The 18,601-nt window shown below is 33.1% G+C and carries 18 protein-coding genes and 1 pseudogene; 17 read left to right on the forward strand and 2 right to left on the reverse strand.

Going from position 1 to position 18,601, the window contains the following annotated elements:
• Positions 1 to 7 precede the first annotated feature (7 nt).
• The 3 genes from hisS to ACTHPI_RS06645 all read left to right on the forward strand — a co-directional run bounded on the left by hisS (position 8) and on the right by ACTHPI_RS06645 (position 4,499).
• Positions 8 to 1,294, forward strand: coding sequence for a histidine--tRNA ligase (hisS, locus tag ACTHPI_RS06635; protein ID WP_445353382.1), 1,287 nt, complete (start codon positions 8 to 10; stop codon positions 1,292 to 1,294).
• Positions 1,295 to 1,296: 2 nt separating this feature from the next.
• Positions 1,297 to 3,150 carry an aspartate--tRNA ligase gene (gene aspS / locus ACTHPI_RS06640; protein ID WP_445353383.1) on the forward strand — a complete coding sequence of 618 codons (1,854 nt, stop codon included), beginning with the start codon at positions 1,297 to 1,299 and terminating at the stop codon, positions 3,148 to 3,150.
• A gap of 215 nt (positions 3,151 to 3,365) precedes the next feature.
• Entirely contained in the window at positions 3,366 to 4,499 is a 1,134-nt protein-coding gene (locus tag ACTHPI_RS06645) for an SLAP domain-containing protein (RefSeq protein ID WP_445353384.1), read from the forward strand.
• Between the two features lie 40 nt (positions 4,500 to 4,539).
• Here the strand turns inward: ACTHPI_RS06645 and ACTHPI_RS06650 are convergent, their stop codons facing one another.
• Complete coding sequence (locus tag ACTHPI_RS06650) at positions 4,540 to 5,724, reverse strand: aminotransferase class I/II-fold pyridoxal phosphate-dependent enzyme (RefSeq protein WP_445353385.1); 1,185 nt, start codon at positions 5,722 to 5,724, stop codon at positions 4,540 to 4,542.
• Between the two features lie 120 nt (positions 5,725 to 5,844).
• On the opposite strand from ACTHPI_RS06650, the gene msrB reads away from it, so the two are divergent.
• From msrB to ACTHPI_RS06680, 6 genes are all read left to right on the forward strand, one after another.
• Entirely contained in the window at positions 5,845 to 6,270 is a 426-nt protein-coding gene (gene msrB / locus ACTHPI_RS06655; RefSeq protein ID WP_445353386.1) for a peptide-methionine (R)-S-oxide reductase MsrB, read from the forward strand.
• 98 nt (positions 6,271 to 6,368) lie between these two features.
• On the forward strand, positions 6,369 to 6,998 hold the full coding sequence (locus ACTHPI_RS06660; protein WP_445353387.1) for a phosphatase PAP2 family protein: 630 nt from the start codon (positions 6,369 to 6,371) through the stop codon (positions 6,996 to 6,998).
• A gap of 87 nt (positions 6,999 to 7,085) precedes the next feature.
• Positions 7,086 to 7,976, forward strand: coding sequence for a LysR family transcriptional regulator (locus ACTHPI_RS06665; protein WP_445353388.1), 891 nt, complete (start codon positions 7,086 to 7,088; stop codon positions 7,974 to 7,976).
• Positions 7,977 to 8,070: 94 nt separating this feature from the next.
• Positions 8,071 to 8,697, forward strand: a complete 627-nt coding sequence (locus ACTHPI_RS06670) for an NAD(P)H-binding protein (protein WP_445353459.1) — start codon at positions 8,071 to 8,073, stop codon at positions 8,695 to 8,697.
• A 23-nt stretch (positions 8,698 to 8,720) separates the two neighbouring features.
• The gene (locus tag ACTHPI_RS06675) at positions 8,721 to 9,572 is read left to right on the forward strand and encodes an SDR family oxidoreductase (protein ID WP_445353389.1); all 852 of its coding nucleotides are present in this window, start codon (positions 8,721 to 8,723) and stop codon (positions 9,570 to 9,572) included.
• A gap of 18 nt (positions 9,573 to 9,590) precedes the next feature.
• The gene (locus ACTHPI_RS06680; protein WP_445353390.1) at positions 9,591 to 10,238 is read left to right on the forward strand and encodes an NAD(P)H-binding protein; all 648 of its coding nucleotides are present in this window, start codon (positions 9,591 to 9,593) and stop codon (positions 10,236 to 10,238) included.
• 48 nt (positions 10,239 to 10,286) lie between these two features.
• On the opposite strand, the gene ACTHPI_RS06685 is transcribed toward ACTHPI_RS06680, so the two are convergent.
• Positions 10,287 to 10,880: a TMEM175 family protein gene (locus ACTHPI_RS06685; protein ID WP_445353391.1), complete on the reverse strand. Its 594-nt coding sequence runs from the start codon at positions 10,878 to 10,880 to the stop codon at positions 10,287 to 10,289.
• A 145-nt stretch (positions 10,881 to 11,025) separates the two neighbouring features.
• Between ACTHPI_RS06685 and ACTHPI_RS06690 the strand changes: the two genes are divergently transcribed.
• The 8 genes and pseudogenes from ACTHPI_RS06690 to ACTHPI_RS06725 all read left to right on the forward strand — a co-directional run bounded on the left by ACTHPI_RS06690 (position 11,026) and on the right by ACTHPI_RS06725 (position 18,434).
• Positions 11,026 to 11,397: a nuclear transport factor 2 family protein gene (locus tag ACTHPI_RS06690; RefSeq protein WP_445353392.1), complete on the forward strand. Its 372-nt coding sequence runs from the start codon at positions 11,026 to 11,028 to the stop codon at positions 11,395 to 11,397.
• Between the two features lie 222 nt (positions 11,398 to 11,619).
• The gene (locus ACTHPI_RS06695; protein WP_445353393.1) at positions 11,620 to 12,660 is read left to right on the forward strand and encodes a zinc-dependent alcohol dehydrogenase family protein; all 1,041 of its coding nucleotides are present in this window, start codon (positions 11,620 to 11,622) and stop codon (positions 12,658 to 12,660) included.
• Positions 12,661 to 12,668: 8 nt separating this feature from the next.
• Positions 12,669 to 13,079 (forward strand): flavodoxin, encoded by a 411-nt coding sequence (locus tag ACTHPI_RS06700; protein WP_445353394.1) that lies wholly within the window; start codon positions 12,669 to 12,671, stop codon positions 13,077 to 13,079.
• 78 nt (positions 13,080 to 13,157) lie between these two features.
• The gene (locus tag ACTHPI_RS06705; protein WP_445353395.1) at positions 13,158 to 14,015 is read left to right on the forward strand and encodes an aldo/keto reductase; all 858 of its coding nucleotides are present in this window, start codon (positions 13,158 to 13,160) and stop codon (positions 14,013 to 14,015) included.
• Positions 14,016 to 14,125: 110 nt separating this feature from the next.
• On the forward strand, positions 14,126 to 14,674 hold the full coding sequence (locus ACTHPI_RS06710; protein ID WP_445353396.1) for a metal-dependent hydrolase: 549 nt from the start codon (positions 14,126 to 14,128) through the stop codon (positions 14,672 to 14,674).
• A gap of 107 nt (positions 14,675 to 14,781) precedes the next feature.
• Positions 14,782 to 15,396, forward strand: coding sequence for a flavodoxin (locus ACTHPI_RS06715; protein WP_445353397.1), 615 nt, complete (start codon positions 14,782 to 14,784; stop codon positions 15,394 to 15,396).
• A 111-nt stretch (positions 15,397 to 15,507) separates the two neighbouring features.
• Complete coding sequence (locus tag ACTHPI_RS06720; protein ID WP_445353398.1) at positions 15,508 to 16,752, forward strand: restriction endonuclease; 1,245 nt, start codon at positions 15,508 to 15,510, stop codon at positions 16,750 to 16,752.
• A gap of 527 nt (positions 16,753 to 17,279) precedes the next feature.
• Positions 17,280 to 18,434, forward strand: a pseudogene (locus ACTHPI_RS06725) (RNA-guided endonuclease TnpB family protein).
• The last annotated feature ends 167 nt before the right edge of the window (positions 18,435 to 18,601 follow it).

Consider the following 18,601-nt stretch of genomic DNA (forward strand, 5'->3'; position numbering starts at 1 on the left):
TGATTAAATGAGAGTTCAAAAACCTAAAGGAACCGTTGATATTTTACCGGGTGATTCAGGCTCATGGGAAAAAGTAGAACAAATTGCTAGAGACTTTTTCAAACGTGCAAATTATCGCGAAATCCGTACACCAAGTTTTGAAAATTATGAAGTATTTTCTCGTTCTAGTGGTGAAACTTCTGATGTTGTTGAAAAAGAAATGTATGATTTCAATGACAAAGGTGGTCGTCACATTGCTCTTCGTCCTGAAGGTACAGCTGGTGTCGTTCGTGCATATGTTGAAAATAAGCTTTATGGTCCCGATGTAGTTAAACCATTCAATGTTTACTATATTGATAATACTTTTAGATATGAGCGTCCACAAGCTGGTCGTCAACGTGAATTTCACCAAATTGGGGTTGAAAGTTTTGGCTCAAATAGTGCATTTGCAGATGTTGAAACTATCATGATGGGACATGATTTGCTTGCTGAACTTGGAGTTAAAAATTATGAATTGCATATTAACTCATTAGGAAATGCTCAAGTTCGTCAAGATTATCATGATGCATTAGTAAATTACTTTACTCCAATTAAAGATGAATTATCTGAAGATTCTCAACGTCGTCTTGAAAAGAATCCACTTCGTATTTTGGATTCAAAGGCCGATGAAGATAAGAAATTTTTGCCAGATGCACCAAAAATTGTTGATTATCTTGATGAAGAATCAAGAAATAATTTTAATACAATTACTGAAATGCTTGATCAACTTGGCATTAATTATGTATTAGATGATGATTTAGTTCGTGGACTTGATTACTATACTGGAATTATCTTTGAATTCATGGTAGAAGATAAGAACTTATGGGAATCTGCAACCACTATTCTTGGTGGTGGTCGCTATAATCACTTAGTAGAAGAGTTTGATGGACCTCAAACACCAGCTGTTGGTTTTGGTATTGGTGAAGAACGTTTGATGCTTGTTTTGAAGCAGCAAAATCCAAGCCTTTTCCAAGATAGCGGTATTGATTTCTTTATTACCAACATTGGTGAAGGAACTGGTATGAAGGCAGTTGAGATTGCTAGAAGTTTGCGTAAGCAAGGATTTAAAGCTCAATATGATGTTGACCAAAAGAAGTTAAAGGCTCAATTTAGAAAAGCTGATCGAGTTCATGCTAAGTATGTAATTACTTTGGGAGCTAAAGAACTTGAGGATGGCGTTTTAAATATTAAACGTTTAGAAGATGGTAAGACAATTGATTTGAGTTTAGATGACTTGAATGATATGCAAACTATTATGAAGAAATTAGAGGATTAATTATGATGGAAATGGATAAAAGAACTGATTACAGCGGTAACATTACTGCAAAATATCTTGACCAAGAAGTAACTTTATATGGTTGGGTACAACGTGTACGTAATTTAGGAAACTTAGTGTTTATTGACTTACGCGATCGTGAAGGTATCGTTCAAGTTGTGGTTAATAAAGATTCTGGTAAGGAATTAATGGAAATTGCTGATTCACTTGGTAGTGAAGATGTAATTGAGGTTAAGGGTAAGGTTGTTAAGCGTTCAAGCGTTAACCCTGACATGAAGACTGGGGAAGTTGAAGTTGATGCAAGTTCAATTGAAGTTTTGAATAAGTCACAAGTTCCTCCATTTGAAATTAAAGATGATGTTGAAATTGGTGAACAAACTCGTTTGAAGTATCGCTATCTTGATCTTCGTCGTCCAACTTTACAAAATGCGATTATCTTACGTTCAAAGATTTTACGTGCAATTCATGAATACTTTGATGAAAATGGCTTTATTAATATTGAAACTCCAATTTTAGGTAAGTCTAGTCCAGAAGGAGCACGTGATTACTTAGTTCCTTCAAGAATTTATCCAGGAAGCTTCTATGCTCTTCCACAATCTCCTCAATTGTTCAAGCAACTTTTGATGGCTGCTGGATTTGATAAATATTACCAAATTGCACGCTGCTTCCGTGATGAAGACCTTAGAGGTGACCGTCAACCTGAATTTACTCAAATTGATATGGAAGCTTCTTTTGTTGATGAAAAGGGTATCCAAGATTACACTGAAGGTCTTCTTAAAAAAGTTATGAAAGATGTTATGGGTATTGAACTTAAGACCCCAATTCGCCGTATTACTTGGGATGAAGCAATGAACAAGTACGGTAGTGATAAGCCAGATACTCGTTACGAAATGTTTTTGCATGATTTAAGCCCAATCTTTAAAGATAGTGACTTTAAGGTATTTTCAGGTGCAATTGCTGATGGTGGTTTTGTTAAAGGAATTGCTGTTAAAGGTGGTGCTGAAAAGTACTCAAGAAAGCATATTGAACAAAAGCAAGACTACATTAAACGTTATCACGCTAAAGGATTAGCATGGGTTAAATTTGAAAATGGAGAATTTTCAGGTCCTGTAGCTAAGTTCTTAACTGATGAAAACAAACAAGCTTTAATTAAAGAATTTGGTCTTGAAGGTGGAGAACTTGTAGTAATGGTTGCTGACAAGTGGAAAGTAGTTACTGATTCACTTGATCACCTTCGTCGTGAATTCGCTAAGGAAACAGGTATTATTCCTAAGGATGTTTATGACTTTGTCTGGGTTGTTGACTGGCCATTATTTGAATATGATGAAGGTTGGGGTCGCTGGATTGCTGCTCACCACCCATTTACAATGCCAGATGACAAGGGTATTGAATTACTTGACACTGATCCACATAAAGCTCATGCACGTAGTTACGATATTGTTATGAATGGGGATGAACTTGGTGGTGGTTCAATCCGTATTCATAAGCGTTCAATTCAAGAAAAGATGTTTAAGGCTCTTGGTTTCACTAAGAAACGTGCTTATGAACAATTTGGTTACTTGATGGATGCTTTAGATATGGGATTCCCACCAGAAGCAGGTCTTGCAATTGGTCTTGATCGTTTTGCTATGATGCTTGCTCAAAAAGACAATATCCGTGATGTTTTAGCATTTCCTAAGAATGCTTCTGCTTCAGAACCAATGATGCATGCTCCAGCTCCAGTTGCTGATCAACAATTGGCTGATCTTGGAATTGAAGTTGAAGAACAATATGAAGATAGTGTTAAGGAAACTGAAGCTCGTCTTGAAAAAGAAGCAAAAGAAGATGCTGATAAAAATTCAACTTGGGATGAATAAATAGTTTGAATAAAAAGGCAAAGTTTAGCCAATATCATTTCTTAATTTGATGACATTGGTTTAGGCTTTGTCTTTTTTGTAGTTTTAAACTTTATTAATAAATATGTTAACGTTTTGTAATCTTATTAGCCTAAAAATCTGCTATAGTTATTCCTTGGATATATTAGATAAGAAAAAATTAAGTAAAGATACAAATTTTTATAAGAGGGATTTAATTGTTAAAAAAGAGAAAGATATTAGGTGTTTTGGCATGTGTTAGTGTTCTTTCAACTACAGGAATTACTATCACAGATAATATTCAAATAGTTCAAGCTGCAAAGAAATCAGTTAAATCACGCTCATATGGAGTGGATGTTTCTGTATATCAATCAGGTAGTTTAAATGCTCATGCAAATGCTGGTTCACAATTTGCAATTGTAAAAGTAAGTGAAGGTACTAGTTACCGTAATCCTAAAGCTAGAGCACAAATTGCTAGTGCAAAAGCAAATAATATGTTACCAATGGCATACCACTTTGCCTTATTTGGTGCTAACTCTGGAGCTGCTGTTGCGGAAGCAAACTATGCAATTTCAAGTGCAAGAGCTATGGGACTTCCAAAAGGCTCTTACATTGCTTGTGATTGGGAAACTGGCGATGGTAATAATGTAAATGGTGGTCGTGAAGCTAGTGCCAACGCTATTATTGCTTTTATGAATCGCGTAAAGGCAAGTGGTTATAAGCCACTTCTATATTCAGGTGCTTCACTTCTTAATAACAATATCAATACTAATAAGGTGACTTCTAGATACCCTAATTCTTTATGGGTAGCTAGTTATGCAACTATGGGAAGAATTGATAAGCCTAACTTTTCTTACTTCCCATCAATGAGCGGAGTTGCTATCTGGCAATTTACTGATAATTGGCGTGGATTGAGTGTTGATGGTAATATCAGTCTTTTACCTTTATCTTATGGAAATGGCTCATCCAGCCAAGCTCCAAAGGCAAAGTCAATTAAAAATAAAAAGACTGTAATGCATACAGCCCACGTTTATAATAAAGCAGGTAAGAGAACTGGTAAGACAGTCAAAGCTTATAAGAGAGTGACTGTTCTTGGCGGTGTAGTTACTATCAATAATAAAAAGTTTTATCGAATTGGAAATGATAAATATATCAAACTTGCTAATGTTGACGGTACCCCACGCACATTAAAGCACACTTCATATGTTTACAAGAGTAATGGTAAAAAGGTTAAGCGTATGAAGCTTAAGAAGGGTGCTAAGATAGCAACTTATGGTAGTAAAAAAATCAAAAATAAAAAGTTCTACAAAATTAACAAAAATCGTTATGTAAAGGTTAAGAACTTTAAATAGAAAAAAGCTGAACTTCTTAGTTCAGCTTTTTTATTTTGATTTAAATGTTTTTGACATATTTTTCAATACGCTTCAAGGCTTCTTTAAGTTGTTCAGTTGAAGAAGCATAGGATAAACGAATATATCCTTCGCCACCTTTGCCAAAGTAACGACCAGGTGTAACACCAACTTTAGCTTTTGTAGCAAGTTCATTGGCAAAAGCTTCGTCATCTTGACCGAACTCATCTGGAATTTTAGCAAAAATATAAAATGCACCTTGTGGAGTAGACATTTCAAAACCTAATTTTTCAAGACCAGACTTCATAAATTTAAGTCGGTTTTCATAGATTTCACGTGACTCAAGTGGATCATTCTGACCATTATTAAGTGCCTCGATTGCAGCAGCTTGAACATTGTCAGTAACTGAAGTTACTAAGAATGCATTTACTTTGCGAATGCTTTTCATGATTTGGCTTGGTGCAGCAATATAGCCTAATCTCCAACCAGTCATTGCATAAGCTTTTGATAAACCAGAAATCAAAATATTTCTTTCTGGAATATATTCTGAAAGAGAATGGTGAACATTACCATCATAAACTAATTCACCATAGATTTCATCAGTAATAGAAAATAATTGATATTTAGCAATAATCTTTGCTAATTTTTTAAGAGTATCTGCTGGATAAACGCGTCCAGTAGGATTAGATGGATCAGTTAAAATAATTGCTTTGGCACCTTTGCCTTCACCATTTAAAACTTCTTCAAGATGTTCAGGAGTTAGAACAAAACCATCTTTTGAAGTGTCAATTTGAACAGGAGTTGCACCAGTCAATTTAATAAGTTGGAAATATAAAGCCCATACTGGAGTAGGGACTAAAATTTTATCTCCAGGATTTAAAATTGACATGAATACATCATTTAGAGCGCCAGTTGCCCCAACTGTTACACAAATTTCAGTTTGTGGATCGTAATCTAAATTAAGACTGCGCTTAAGGTAGGCGCTGATTGCATCCAAAAGTTCAGGTTTTCCTGCTTGAGGAGCATAGTGAGAGTCATTGGCATTAATGTCATCAATCGCGGCTTGCTTTACGTGTTCCGGAGTATCTAAATCAGGTTCACCGATAGTTAACTTGATAATACCTGGAATCTTTGAAGCTTTTTCGTCAAAAGCACGAATTCTAGACGGGGTTAATGAATTTAACCGAGTATTTAATGTCATTGATAAATCATCAGCTAATTTTGGCATACTAAATTTTCCTTTCTACTTGTAAATCTATTTTAAATTATTAAGAAGCTTGAAACAATAATTTTTTAGATAAATTTGCTATATTATAGTTGAGCTAATAAGCAGAAAGGAAGTTTAAATATGTTTGATAAAGAAAAACGTTTGAAAGAACTTACTAAACAGCAATATGATGTTACCCAAAAAGCTGAAACAGAATACCCATTTACTGGCAAGTATGATGATTTTTATGATAAAGGAATTTATGTAGATATTGTTTCAGGTGAGCCGCTTTTTTCTAGTGAGGATAAATATGATGCTGGATGTGGATGGCCGAGTTTTACTAAACCTATCAAAAAATTGGCTTACAAGCGTGATCAATCTTATGGCATGGAGAGAACTGAAGTTAAAAGTCCAATTGCCGATTCACACTTAGGTCATGTCTTTACTGATGGGCCACTTGATAGCGGTGGTCTTAGATACTGCATTAATTCAGCTGCACTTAAGTTTATTCCTTATGAAAAATTAGACGAAGAAGGATATAGTGAATATAAAAAATTATTTGAATAATTTAGCATTTTTTTAAAATAATTGCTTCTTAATCTTTTCAGAGCCTTTTGTTGATGATAGAATAAAAAACGTTAATTAAATAGAAAACGAGAAGGTAAATGAAAAGATTTAAGAATAGCATTTATGTAGGTTTACCAATTTTTTTGATTTTTGCTGTTTCAATTGTTCTTCATGCTTCATGGATAGAACAATTTGACAGTTTCTTTCAAGGATTGGTAAGAAGTGTTTCTGGTCTTCAAAGCTTAATGTTAAAAATTACTATGTTAGCAGCTCCGAAGTTAGATTTGGTTTGGATGCTTTTGATAGTGGTGATTTTATGGCTAAAGAAAAGACGTCCGCTGGCGATTAGTTTGGCAGTTACTTTAGTGAGTGCAGATGCAGTAGGCTTTATTGTAAAGCACTTAGTTCAAAGAGCACGTCCTGTACAACATTTAGCAATTGATGATGGATTTAGCTTTCCAAGTGGACATACTTTAGGTATGGGAATTATTGTTATTTGGATGATAATGGTAATGCTTCCTAAAGTTATGAAGAATAGAACTCATCGTATTTGGATTGATGTTTTATTAGTGATATGGCTAGTAATTGTAATGTGCTCACGTGTGTATGTATTTGCACACTATCCATCAGATGTTTGTGCGTCAATTGCACTTGCCTTAACTTGGGTTGGTGTAATTGAACTTATTCTTTATCCAGTTCTTAATAGATATTGGAGATTAGATTATTAAATAAATTAAAAAGGACAGTTATTGAAAAATAGCTGTCTTTTTTGTATCTTTAAAATAGTTAATGAAACTATTTAGCTAGGAGAAAATATGTTCAATCAAATTAAATATTTTATTTCAGTAGTTAAAAACAAAAATTTTACTAAAGCAGCTGAAGAATGTAATATTTCTCAACCTGCTATTTCTCAACAAATCAAGGAACTAGAAGCAGAACTTGGAACGCAACTTTTAGAAAGAAGTGGTCGAAGTTTTACTTTAACTAGAGCAGGTAAATACTTTTACAAGTATAGTCAAGATATTCTAGATAATGTTGAAATCTTGATTAAAGAAACACAGAAAATTGGTAATCAAAAAATGGCACCATATGTCTTACATGCGGGTTATTTGCGTAATTTTGGGACTAAGGAATTTTTTGCAGCGGTTAAACAATTTTCTAATGAATACCCTGATGCTAAATTAAATATTACAAGCGGTAGTCATGAAAAGTTATATCATTTATTAGAGGATAATAAATTAGATATTGCATTGAATGATTTACGTCGTGCGCCATCAGAAAAATATATAAATAAATTTTTAGCTTCAAGTAGCTTTGAAGTTGTAATTAATAAAAAATATATTGATTCTAATCGAACAAGAGTGCAGATGAAAGATTTAGCAGATTTATCTTGTATATTGGTAGTAAATTCTAGTGAGCAAGATGATGAAGAACATTATTATCGGGATATTTTAGGAGTTGAAGGAGATTTTTTAATTACTGATACTTATGACCAAGCAATTTTGATGGCAACTTTAGGCCAAGGATATTTGGTTGTTAATGATCGAACTAAGAAACAGATTAGTAATAATCCAGATTTAGTAACTTTACCACTTTATAATGGTGGCGAAAAAATGGAGCAGAAATATTATGCTTTTTGGAAAGCTGATAATTCTGGTTATTATATTGAAAGCTTTTTTGATATTTTGAAAAAGCAATTTGAATAATTTATTAATAAGTTTTACTTATGAAAAAGTCTAAGTTCTTAAAATTGTTCTTAGGCTTTTTTTGATTAGAATAATAAGTGAATTAAGAAATAAGATATTTTATGAGGTGAAAAATATGAAGAACGTTTTAATTATTGGAGCAACTGGTACTTTGGGTCAAGCTGCTACACAAGCAATTTTAGAAAATACAAATGATTACTTAACTTTATTCTCTCGTTCGGCTGATCGAATTAATATTGCTGATTCAAGTAGAGAAAAAGCAATTGCTGGGGATGTTACAAGTCAAGCAGACCTTGATAAAGCATTAGAGAATCAAGATGTAGTATTTGTAGCATTAAGTGGTAATTTAGGACGCTTTGCTAAGTCAATTGTAGAAGCAATGGATCGTAACAAAGTAAAACGATTAGTATTCATTACTTCAATGGGAATTTATAATGAAATTCCAGCTAGTGTTGGAGCTAGTGGTAATTTGAAAAATAATCCAGTTCTGCAAACTTATCGTGATGCAGCTGATGTAATTGAAAATTCAGATCTTGATTATACTATCGTTCGTCCTGGATGGTTCACTTCAGGACCTGTTGATTATGAAGTTACGAGAAAAGGTGAACCTTTTGGCGGACATGACGTTTCAGTTGCTTCAATTGCTGATTTAGTTCAAAAATTAGTAGATGATAATAATCTATATGCACGTGATAGTATTGGAATTAATACTCCAGAATAAAGATTCTAAGGAAGTTTAAATAAATGAAAAAAGAAGTTGTAGTTTTATTTGGTAGTGGTTCAATTGGTGAGGCAATTGTTAGAAGAGTAGCTAATGGTAAAAAATTATTACTTGCAGATTATAATGAAGATAATTTAAACACCGTTCAAAAAAGATTGCGAGAAGCTGGTTTTGATGTAGAAGTAATTAAGGCAGACCTATCTTCTCGTAAGTCAATTAGAGCAGTTGTTAAAAGAGCTCAAGAATTAGGTCAAATTAAGCACTTAGTTAATGCTGCAGGAGTATCTCCATCTCAAGCAACACCAGAGCAAGTATTAAAAGTTGATTTATATGGAACCTCTGTATTGCTTGAAGAATTTGGAAAAGTAATGGCTGAAGGAGGCAGTGGAATTATTATTTCTTCACAGTCAGGTCATCGTTTGCCAGAACTTGGTGAAGAAAAGAATAAAAAGCTCGCAATGACTCCAACTGAAGAATTGCTTAATTTAGATATTTTGCAAGCTGATATAATTACTGATTCTCTCTATGCTTATCAATATGCTAAACGTGAAAATGTATTACGCGTTGCAAGTGAATCAGTTAATTGGCAAAAGCGAGGCGCAAGAATCAATGCGATTTCTCCGGGGATTGTCATGACGCCATTAGCACTTGATGAATTAAATGGGCCAAGAGGAGCAGGTTATAAAAAGATGTTTGAATCAATGGTTACAAAACGTCCTGCTACTCCTGATGAAATTGCCGGTTTAGCAGAATATTTAATGAGTGAACAAGCTTCGTTTATTACTGGTGCTGATTTCTTAATTGATGGTGGTGTTACTGCGCAATATTGGTATGGAGATGTTGATGAAGTTAGAAGAACTAGCCAAGTTAAATAAAATATAAGAGGTAAAGTTATGACTAAAGTATTAATTTTAGGTGCAAATGGACAAATTGCACGTTTAGTAGAAGAACGTTTATTACAAGAAAATTCAAATATTAAATTGACTTTATTTTTGCGTAATGCGTCAAGGCTTAACAAATTAAAGGATAATCCTCGTGTAACAATTATTGATGGGGATGTTGAAGATACGGATGCAGTTGTTAAGGCTGCTAAAGGTCAAGATATCATCTATGTAGCGATGGTTGATCATGATAGTAATAATAAAATTACTAAAAATGTAATTAAGGCTGCAAAAGAAAATGGAATCAAGCGTATTATTTCGTCAAATATTTTAGGTATTTATGATGAAGTTCCTGGTGAATTTGGTGATTGGAATAGACAGCAAGTAAGTTGGGGATTGAGAGCTGCAATTAATGCAGATAGTCTTTTAGAAAACTCAGGGTTAGATTACACAACAATTAGAATTCCATGGCTTAATGATCATGATGAAGTTAAATATACTGTAACTCATAAAAATGAAGAATATATTGGAGTTTCTGGATCACGTAAAAGTGTTGCTGATGTAATTGTTAAAATGATTGAAGATCCAACGCTTTATGTAAATGACAGTATTGGATTAGCTGATGCTGATACTCAAGGTTTAAATAGACCTGTATATTAACTAATAGCAATAAAAATAAAGCTTAGATTTTTATTCTAAGCTTTATTTTTATTTATTTAATTTATGTTTAAGACCGATAGCTTCAAAAACATGAGCAGGCACAGCTATTACTAAGGCAGCTACAAATACAGAAATCATTCCAGCTGGTGGATAAATTGTAGCAGCTAGTATAATACCGATGATTTTGATACCAACATCAATTGTTAACCAGCGTTGTCGAAAAATAGATTTTAATTTTAATTTTTCATTAGTTTCTATTTTGGTTAGAGTATGGCTCATCCAAATATTAGAAATAGTGGTTAATGTTGCAATAACACCATACATTACTTGAGCAGTTTTATTATCAAAATTTGCACTAACTATTTTAGTAGTATATGGGAAAAGTGATGCCCAAAAGAGCATTACAAGATTTGCCCATAAAGTTACACCAGATATTTTCTCTATATGTTGCCACTCATTATGAATGCCAATCCACATAGTTCCCAACCAGAAAAATGAAATCGCATAAGAAAAGTAGCTTTCTCTTAAAGCCCAAATTCCTGTCCAGTTTAAAGTTTTAGGTTCTTGTAATTCCAATACTAAAATAGTCATAATAATAGCTAAAATTGCATCTGTAAACGCAGTTGTTCTTTCCTTATTCATTAACGTATCCTTCCATAGTTTTAATTTTTCATATTCATAATAACAGAAACTTCCATAAGTACAACTTATAATTAATCTTATAAATTTACGATTGGTTATCTAAAATAGTAATTCTATAATTAATAAAAAATAGAGAGGTAGAAAAATGACTGACGAACAAAAAATTATTGAATTATATCGTAAAGAAAATGAAGCAATGGTAAATAAAGATATTACTACTTTGAATGAAATTCTTACTCCAACTATGGAGTTAACACATATGACTGGATATGTTCAATCAAAAATGGAATGGATTGATCAGATTCAAAATGAACAAATGAAATACTATTCTTCTAAAGAAGATGAAATAGAAGGTATTGAAATTAATGGCAACAAAGCATCTTTAATTGGTAAGAATCAGGTAAAAGCAAGTATATGGGGTAGCAGTGTTTCTACTTGGAAATTGCAAATGAAGATGTATTTTGCAAAAGAAAATGGTAAATGGCTTATTACTAAGCAAGTGGCAAGTACTTATTAATAGTATGCTTTGAATGCATACTAGCATACTGAGTTAATATTTTTAAATTGATACGTGCTACTATACTATAAATATAAGTTGATTACAGGAGAAAAAATGACTGCACAAATTATTGGAATTGCAGTTTTGATAATTAGTTTAGTTGCTATGACCTATCAACCTGCAAGACAAACCGAAAGAATTAGTCATAGACGTTAAAAATAAATGGAAGGAAGCAAAGGAATGAAAGCAGCAATTTTTGTGGAACCAGGTAAAATGGATGTTAAAGAAATGCCAAAGCCTAAGATTGAAAAGCCAGGTCAAGCCGTAATTAGAATTTTAAGAGCTTGTGTTTGTGGAAGTGATCTTTGGTGGTATCGTGGAATTAGTAAGCGCGAAAGTGGCTCTTTAGTAGGTCATGAAGCAATTGGTATTGTTGAAGAAGTTGGTAGTGATGTAACAACCGTTCATCCAGGCGACTTTGTAATTGCGCCATTTACTCATGGTTGTGGTTATTGTGCTGCATGTCGGGCCGGTTTTGATGGAAGTTGTCTTAATAAACCAGCTGGTAGAAATGGAGGCTATCAAGGTGAATACTTGTTATTTGAACAAGCTAACTGGGCTCTTATTAAAATTCCAGGTAAGCCAGAAAATTATTCTGATGAGCAATTGAACAACTTCTTAACTTTAGCAGATGTTATGGCTACGGGTTATCATGCAGCAACTAGCGCTGAGGTAAAACCTGGTGATACTACTGTAGTTATTGGCGATGGTGCAGTTGGTCTTTGCGGGGTAATCGGAGCACGTCTGCGCGGGGCTTCAAGAATTATTTTAATGAGTCACCATGAAGATCGCGCAAAGCTGGGTCGTGAATTTGGAGCTACTGATATTATCAGCAAACGAGGAAAAGAAGCTGTAGCCAAGGTTATGGAATTAACTAATGGTGCAGGTGCTGATAGCGTGCTTGAATGTGTCGGTGCAACAAGTAGTATTGAAGAAGCAGGTAAAGTAGCTCGTCCAGGAGCTGTCATAGGTAGAGTTGGAGTCCCACAAACGGAACCATCATCAAATACACTATTTTGGAAAAATATTGGTCTTCGTGGAGGTATTGCCAGCGTAACTACTTATGATAAGAATTTGCTTTTAGACGAAGTATTAAAAGGTAATATTAATCCGGGTAAGGTATTTACTAAACGTTTTGACTTAGATCATATTCAAGATGCTTATGAAGCAATGAGCAATCGTGAAGCTATCAAATCATTGATTATTGTAGCAGACAAATAGAGGGAAAAATGGCTAAAAAAATTTTAGTAGCTTATTATTCTTGGTCCGGCAGAACTAAGGAAAAAGCTCAAAAATTAGCAAGAGAAAATTCTGGAGATTTACTTGAAATAAATGTACTAAAGAATACATTTTCAGACGATATGTATGAAACATTTGATATTTCTAAAAAGCAAGTTGCAGATGATGACTATCCAGAAATAGATGTAGGAAATATTGATTTTAATAAATACGATGAAATCATGGTTGGTAGCCCGGTATGGGGTGGGATGCCAGCTACGCCGATTCATACATTTTTACAGCTTTTAAAATCAAACAATTATCCTGGATTAGTATCTTACTTTTATACAGATGCAGGCAGTGTGGGCGATTTTGCTGGAGTGTTTAAAGATTGGTCACAAGATTTAGAGATAGAAAATTAGGTATAGTAATCTATGATTTTAAAATAATATAAAATATGGTAGAAATTGCAAAAATTAATAAGAGTGGAAGGAAAATTAATGGATTACATTAAATTAAATGATGGAAATCAAATGCCAATGTTAGGCTTTGGTGTATTCCAAGTGCCAGATTTAAAACAAGCTGAACAAGCAGTTACTGATGCAATTGATGTAGGTTATCGTCTGTTTGATACTGCAGCGGCTTATGCAAACGAAAAAGCAGTCGGTAAAGCTATCAATAAAAGTGGAATTGATCGTGATGAATTCTTTGTAACTTCTAAGCTTTGGGTAAGTGATTTTACCTATGAAAAAGCAAAAAAGGGAATTGATAATTCACTTCAAAAATTAAATATGGACTATATGGATTTATATTTGCTTCACCAACCTTATGGAGATATTGCTGGAGCTTGGAGAGCTTTAGAAGAAGCACAACAAGCAGGTAAAATTAAGTCAATTGGTGTTTCAAACTTTTATCCAGATCAATTAAAAAACTTGGAATTAATGTCAGATGTAAAACCAGCTGTTAACCAAATTGAAGTTTCTCCATGGTATCAACAAACTAACGATGTAAAATTTAATCAAAGCGAAGATATTGCAGTAGAAGCATGGGCACCATTTGCGGAAGGTAAGCATAATATCTTCACTAATGAAACAATTGCAGAAATTGGTAAAAAATACAGTAAGAGTAATGGACAAGTTATTTTGCGTTGGTTATTGCAACGAGGAATTGTGGTAATTCCTAAGTCAGTTCATAAAACTCGAATGGCTGAAAATTTTGATGTTTTTGATTTTGAACTAAGCAATGAAGATATGAAGAAAATAGCCAGTCTTGATATGAATGAAAGTCAATTCTTTGATCATCGTGATCCAAGTGCAATTGAAAGTATCTTTGGTTCAAGTTTAAGAAGTTTACGCTAAGCTATTTTAATTAATATAACAAAACACTTAAAACTACACTCTAAAGAATTACTTTAGAGCGTGTTTTTGTATGGTACACTTAAGTAAATATATTTTTGGAGTTGAAAATTGTGCTGATAAAATCACACCGCTTGTGCAGTATTGCGATTGTAGAAGCTGGATTAATTGTAAGTAATACCTATTTAAAAAGTCCAACTTCTGATATTCTTCTTTTGCTTGCAACAAGTGTAGGAGCCGGGTTGCCTGATATTGACCATCCAAATAGTACAGCGAGTAAAAAGTCACCGATACATTTTAGCCTTTTTTTGCATCATAGAGGAATTACGCATACTCTTTTAGGTTGGTTGATTTTTACTGGAGTTTTGTACTTCTTAATGAATTTAGTAATTCCAATTCAATTAAGACCATTTGAATTTAATTGGTGGACTAGTATATGGCTGGGATTGATAATAGGATATTTTTTACATTTGTTAGAAGATAGTTTCAGCACGCAAGGTGTTAATTGGTTGATGCCGTTTCATAAGGTGAATACAAGAGGACGTTTTTTAAGGTATAAAGTTGGAGGCAGTTTTGAAAAAATGATTGCCTTTTTAGCGTTTATTGCAATTTTAATGATGACGGCTTACGCATTAGGGAAGATGATGACAGTTAGTGTATAAAGATAGCTATATTTATAGCCTTTTTTTATTATTAAGATATAATTTATGTTTTCGCTTTCAAAACGGAGTATACTAAAAGTATCTAAATGATAGTTTGGAGGCTTGTTATGAAAATTTTAAAAAAAGTTATATTGCTTATGAGCCTGCTGTTAGTGGTGGGAGTTTTTGCAGGGTGTTCTAATAATAAGAAAAGCAGTTCAACTTCAACTAGCTCTTCTAGTAAAACAGTAAAAAATAAAACTTTGATTGTTTACTTTTCATTAAGTGGCAAAACCAAAAAGGCGGCTCAATATATTCAAAAGCAAACTGGTGCTGATATTGTAGAAATTAGGGCAACTAAGCCTTATGGTGATTATGCTAGTAGCGTAAAGCGTGCAAAATATGAACAAAAGAATAATATTAAGCCTAAGATTGCTAACAAAATTCAAGGATTTAATGAATATGGAACAGTTTTAATTGGTTATCCAACTTGGAATAAACGTCCGCCAATGATTATTTATAGTTTATTTAATGATTATAATTTTAAAGGTAAGAATGTCATTCCATTTACAACGAGTGGAGGAGATACGATTGAAACATCTGAACAATATATTCGTCGTCTAGCCGAAGATGGACATGCAGATTTTAGCAATGGAATTCGTTATACAGGTGATAATAACAAGCAAGTTATTAATTGGCTTAAGAAGTTGGGATTGTATTGTGATAAATGTAGTAAAAAGTAATAAATAAAATTATGTAAAATAAAAGCAGCATCTTGTATGATGTTGCTTTTTGATTTGATCTGGAAAAGAGTTTTGGCTAATATTAATAGAAAGGACTTATTGAGGAAAATTATGTTATATATTGGTCAAACTTATAAAACTACAAAGTTAGCAAAAAAAGAAGCTATAGAAAATGAAGTTGCTGATTCAGGGAAATTGAATTATTTTATTCAAACTCATTTAGTTTCTGCTTCTAAGGATTATAATAATCAACGTGGAATCATGCAGTTTAAAGATAAAGAATGCATTATTGTTTCCAGTAATACTCGCTCTCGTGATATAAAATATAATCCTTGGGAAGATGAATTTAATGAAGATATTGGCTATATTCATTATTATGGTGATAATAAAAGTGCGGATATTAACCCTGCTACAATGCCTGGAAATAAAGTACTCCTTGAACAATTTAAAATTAGTCAAAGCAGTGATCCAGAGATTAGAGAGCAAGCAATTCCGATTCTGTTTTTTGAGAGTAAAAAGCAAGGTGAGCGAACTTTTCATGGATACGGAACTGTTGAATCTGTAAAATTGGTTACTCAATATACAGGGATGCAAGATAATAAGGAATACTTCTCAAATTACTTGTTTACTTTTTGTGTTTTTTCATTAAAAAAAGAGCAGGAAGCATTTAATTGGAGTTGGATTGATGCAAGACGTGAACATGATAAATATGCTTCAGAACTTGCGCCAAAAGAATGGCGAGAATGGATTAAAGAGGGGGAATTTAACAAAGTACGTAGGCGTGTTTATGGGAGAAACACGATAAAGAAAAGTGAACAGATACCAGTTACGAAAAAGGAAATAGAAGTTTGGAATAAAATTTATAATTATTATAAAAAGGATCCATATGGTTTTGAATTTTTAGCTAAAGATGTAACTCGGCTATTAATAGAAAAATCTGGTACAAATTGTCATGATGGTTGGGTAACAAAAGCATCTGGAGATGGTGGAATTGACTATGTTTTGAGAATTGATGTTGGTGCTAAAGGAATCAGTCAAGTTCGTCAAGTGGTTTTAGGACAAGCTAAATGCTATGAACAAGGTCATGGTATTGGTGGTAAGGATATAGATAGAATAATTGCAAGATTGAAAAGAGGCTGGATTGCAAGTTTCGTGACGATGTCTTATTATACTGATCAAGCTCAGAAAGAAATTTTAGAAGATAATTATCCAATTATGCTCATTAATGGTAAACAAGTTGCTGAAATCGTCAGTGAACATATTTATAAAGAAAATATTAGTTTAGAAAGTTATCTTGAAGGAATAGATAAAGAACAAGCTTATAAAGTCCCAGAAGATATTTTGAAAGAAGAATAATTGCTGCAGAGTTGTAATAATTTTGCAGCTTTTATTTTTTGTAATTAGAGTAAATTTTTAGCTATGGAGTTAAAAATGAAAGAAAAATATAAAAAATTTATTAAAAATTAATTCAAACGACAATTGAAAAACCTAGGTCAATTCTTGTGAAAATTAAAAAATACTTTATTTATATAGCTGATAATTTTAAAAAGGCGAATAATCAAATTGAAGCAATTATCAAATCAAAGTCGCAATAAAATTAATCTTGACTTAATATGATGTGGATTTGAACTGACAGGCTTTAATACAAACATAAGTTTCCACCTTCTTATTAATTAAAATAGACAGTATTTTGTGAAATAGTGCCTTTCTTTTTACTGAAAATATACTGGAGAAAGCTTGGGATTTCAATCCCGAGATGAATCCAGCAATCTAAGTGACAAGTTTTGTTTTAAAAAATCTATAATTTTAAGATTTCGTTCGCTTTTTTCTCTTATTTTGTTTTGATATAATTTAAAAATAAAATCAAGAAAGGAGGCACAAAAATGCTTGCTGGAATCAAATTAAGACTCTATCCTAATCAAAAGCAACAAGGGCAATTGCTTCAAATGTTTGGTAATGACCGTTTTGTTTGGAATCAGATGCTTGCGATGATGAATGAGAGATATAAAAATAATCATCATTTGCCGTTTTTAGGCAAATATAAGCTAGATATTTTGTTAAAACCTTTAAAATATCAATATAGCTTTCTAAAAAACAGTGATTCTTCTAATCTTCAAATAGTTAATGCTAATTTAAATCAAGCTTAGAAGAACTTCTTTGATAAGTCAATCCGTGCAGGAAAGCCAAGATTTCATTCAAGAAAGTCAACTAAAAATTCTTATACTGGCAAGTCAACTGTTCGTGTTATTGGCAGGCGATATTTGAAATTGCCAAAGCTTGGCTATATTAAGACCAGCAAAACTGGACTTTTGAAAGATGCCAAGATCAAACGTTATACAGTAAGCTTAGAACCAACTGGAAAATACTACATTTCTTTTCAAGTTGAAGTTGAGAAGAAAGAATTTCCTAAAACTAACAAAGAAGTCGGAATTGATGTCGGGATAGCTGATTTGGCTATTCTTTCAAATGGTATCAAGTATGATACTTTTGATGGCTCGTATTTTGATAAAAAAGCTACTGAATGGCAAAAGAAGTTCTCAAGAAGACGCCATTTAGCTCAAAGACTAGTCTTGCAAGACAAGAACAAAAAAATACCCAATCCAAGAAGCTTAGAAAGCTTCAAGAATTGGGAAAAAGCACGGGTCTTAAAGGCAAAATACCAAGATAAAGTCAAAAATCAGCGCAAGGATTATCTCCATAAAGTTACAACTGAATTAGTCAAAAACTATGATGTGATTGCAATTGAAGATTTGAAAGCCAAAAATCTTCAAAAAAATCATCATTTGGCTAAATCAATAAGTAACGCAAGCTGGAGAATGTTTCGAATGATGCTTGAATATAAGTGTGAATGGTACGGCAAAAAGTTAATCATTGTCAATCCCAAGAACACTTCAAGGATCTGTTCAAATTGCGGATTCAATAGCGGTGAGAAGCCACTAGATATACGTGAGTGGAGTTGCCAAAAATGTAAGACACATCACGATAGAGATATTAATGCGGCAGTTAATATCCTAAATAAAGCAAAGCTAACTGGTTAGGGACTAGCCAAGGTAAATAGGCAGGCTTGAGTGAGTTAGGTGTGAGACCTCTTGGACATCAAGAGCATATCTCTGTAAGAACCTAAACACTACCTGCTGTTCCCAGAAACTCGGGAATTTATTCCCGATGTAGTTCATATAAAAGTCTACATATACTACAATCATAT

The organism is Lactobacillus sp. PSON (assembly GCF_052615405.1).

What these genes read in the sequence shown, in the direction of transcription:
- hisS (WP_445353382.1), top strand. Translation starts at nt 8, where the DNA reads ATGAGAGTTCAAAAACCTAAAGGAACCGTTGATATTTTACCGGGTGAT.
- aspS (WP_445353383.1), top strand. Translation starts at nt 1,297, where the DNA reads ATGATGGAAATGGATAAAAGAACTGATTACAGCGGTAACATTACTGCA.
- ACTHPI_RS06650 (WP_445353385.1), bottom strand. Translation starts at nt 5,724, where the DNA reads ATGCCAAAATTAGCTGATGATTTATCAATGACATTAAATACTCGGTTA.
- msrB (WP_445353386.1), top strand. Translation starts at nt 5,845, where the DNA reads ATGTTTGATAAAGAAAAACGTTTGAAAGAACTTACTAAACAGCAATAT.
- ACTHPI_RS06660 (WP_445353387.1), top strand. Translation starts at nt 6,369, where the DNA reads ATGAAAAGATTTAAGAATAGCATTTATGTAGGTTTACCAATTTTTTTG.
- ACTHPI_RS06665 (WP_445353388.1), top strand. Translation starts at nt 7,086, where the DNA reads ATGTTCAATCAAATTAAATATTTTATTTCAGTAGTTAAAAACAAAAAT.
- ACTHPI_RS06675 (WP_445353389.1), top strand. Translation starts at nt 8,721, where the DNA reads ATGAAAAAAGAAGTTGTAGTTTTATTTGGTAGTGGTTCAATTGGTGAG.
- ACTHPI_RS06680 (WP_445353390.1), top strand. Translation starts at nt 9,591, where the DNA reads ATGACTAAAGTATTAATTTTAGGTGCAAATGGACAAATTGCACGTTTA.
- ACTHPI_RS06685 (WP_445353391.1), bottom strand. Translation starts at nt 10,880, where the DNA reads ATGAATAAGGAAAGAACAACTGCGTTTACAGATGCAATTTTAGCTATT.
- ACTHPI_RS06690 (WP_445353392.1), top strand. Translation starts at nt 11,026, where the DNA reads ATGACTGACGAACAAAAAATTATTGAATTATATCGTAAAGAAAATGAA.
- ACTHPI_RS06695 (WP_445353393.1), top strand. Translation starts at nt 11,620, where the DNA reads ATGAAAGCAGCAATTTTTGTGGAACCAGGTAAAATGGATGTTAAAGAA.
- ACTHPI_RS06700 (WP_445353394.1), top strand. Translation starts at nt 12,669, where the DNA reads ATGGCTAAAAAAATTTTAGTAGCTTATTATTCTTGGTCCGGCAGAACT.
- ACTHPI_RS06705 (WP_445353395.1), top strand. Translation starts at nt 13,158, where the DNA reads ATGGATTACATTAAATTAAATGATGGAAATCAAATGCCAATGTTAGGC.
- ACTHPI_RS06715 (WP_445353397.1), top strand. Translation starts at nt 14,782, where the DNA reads ATGAAAATTTTAAAAAAAGTTATATTGCTTATGAGCCTGCTGTTAGTG.
- ACTHPI_RS06720 (WP_445353398.1), top strand. Translation starts at nt 15,508, where the DNA reads ATGTTATATATTGGTCAAACTTATAAAACTACAAAGTTAGCAAAAAAA.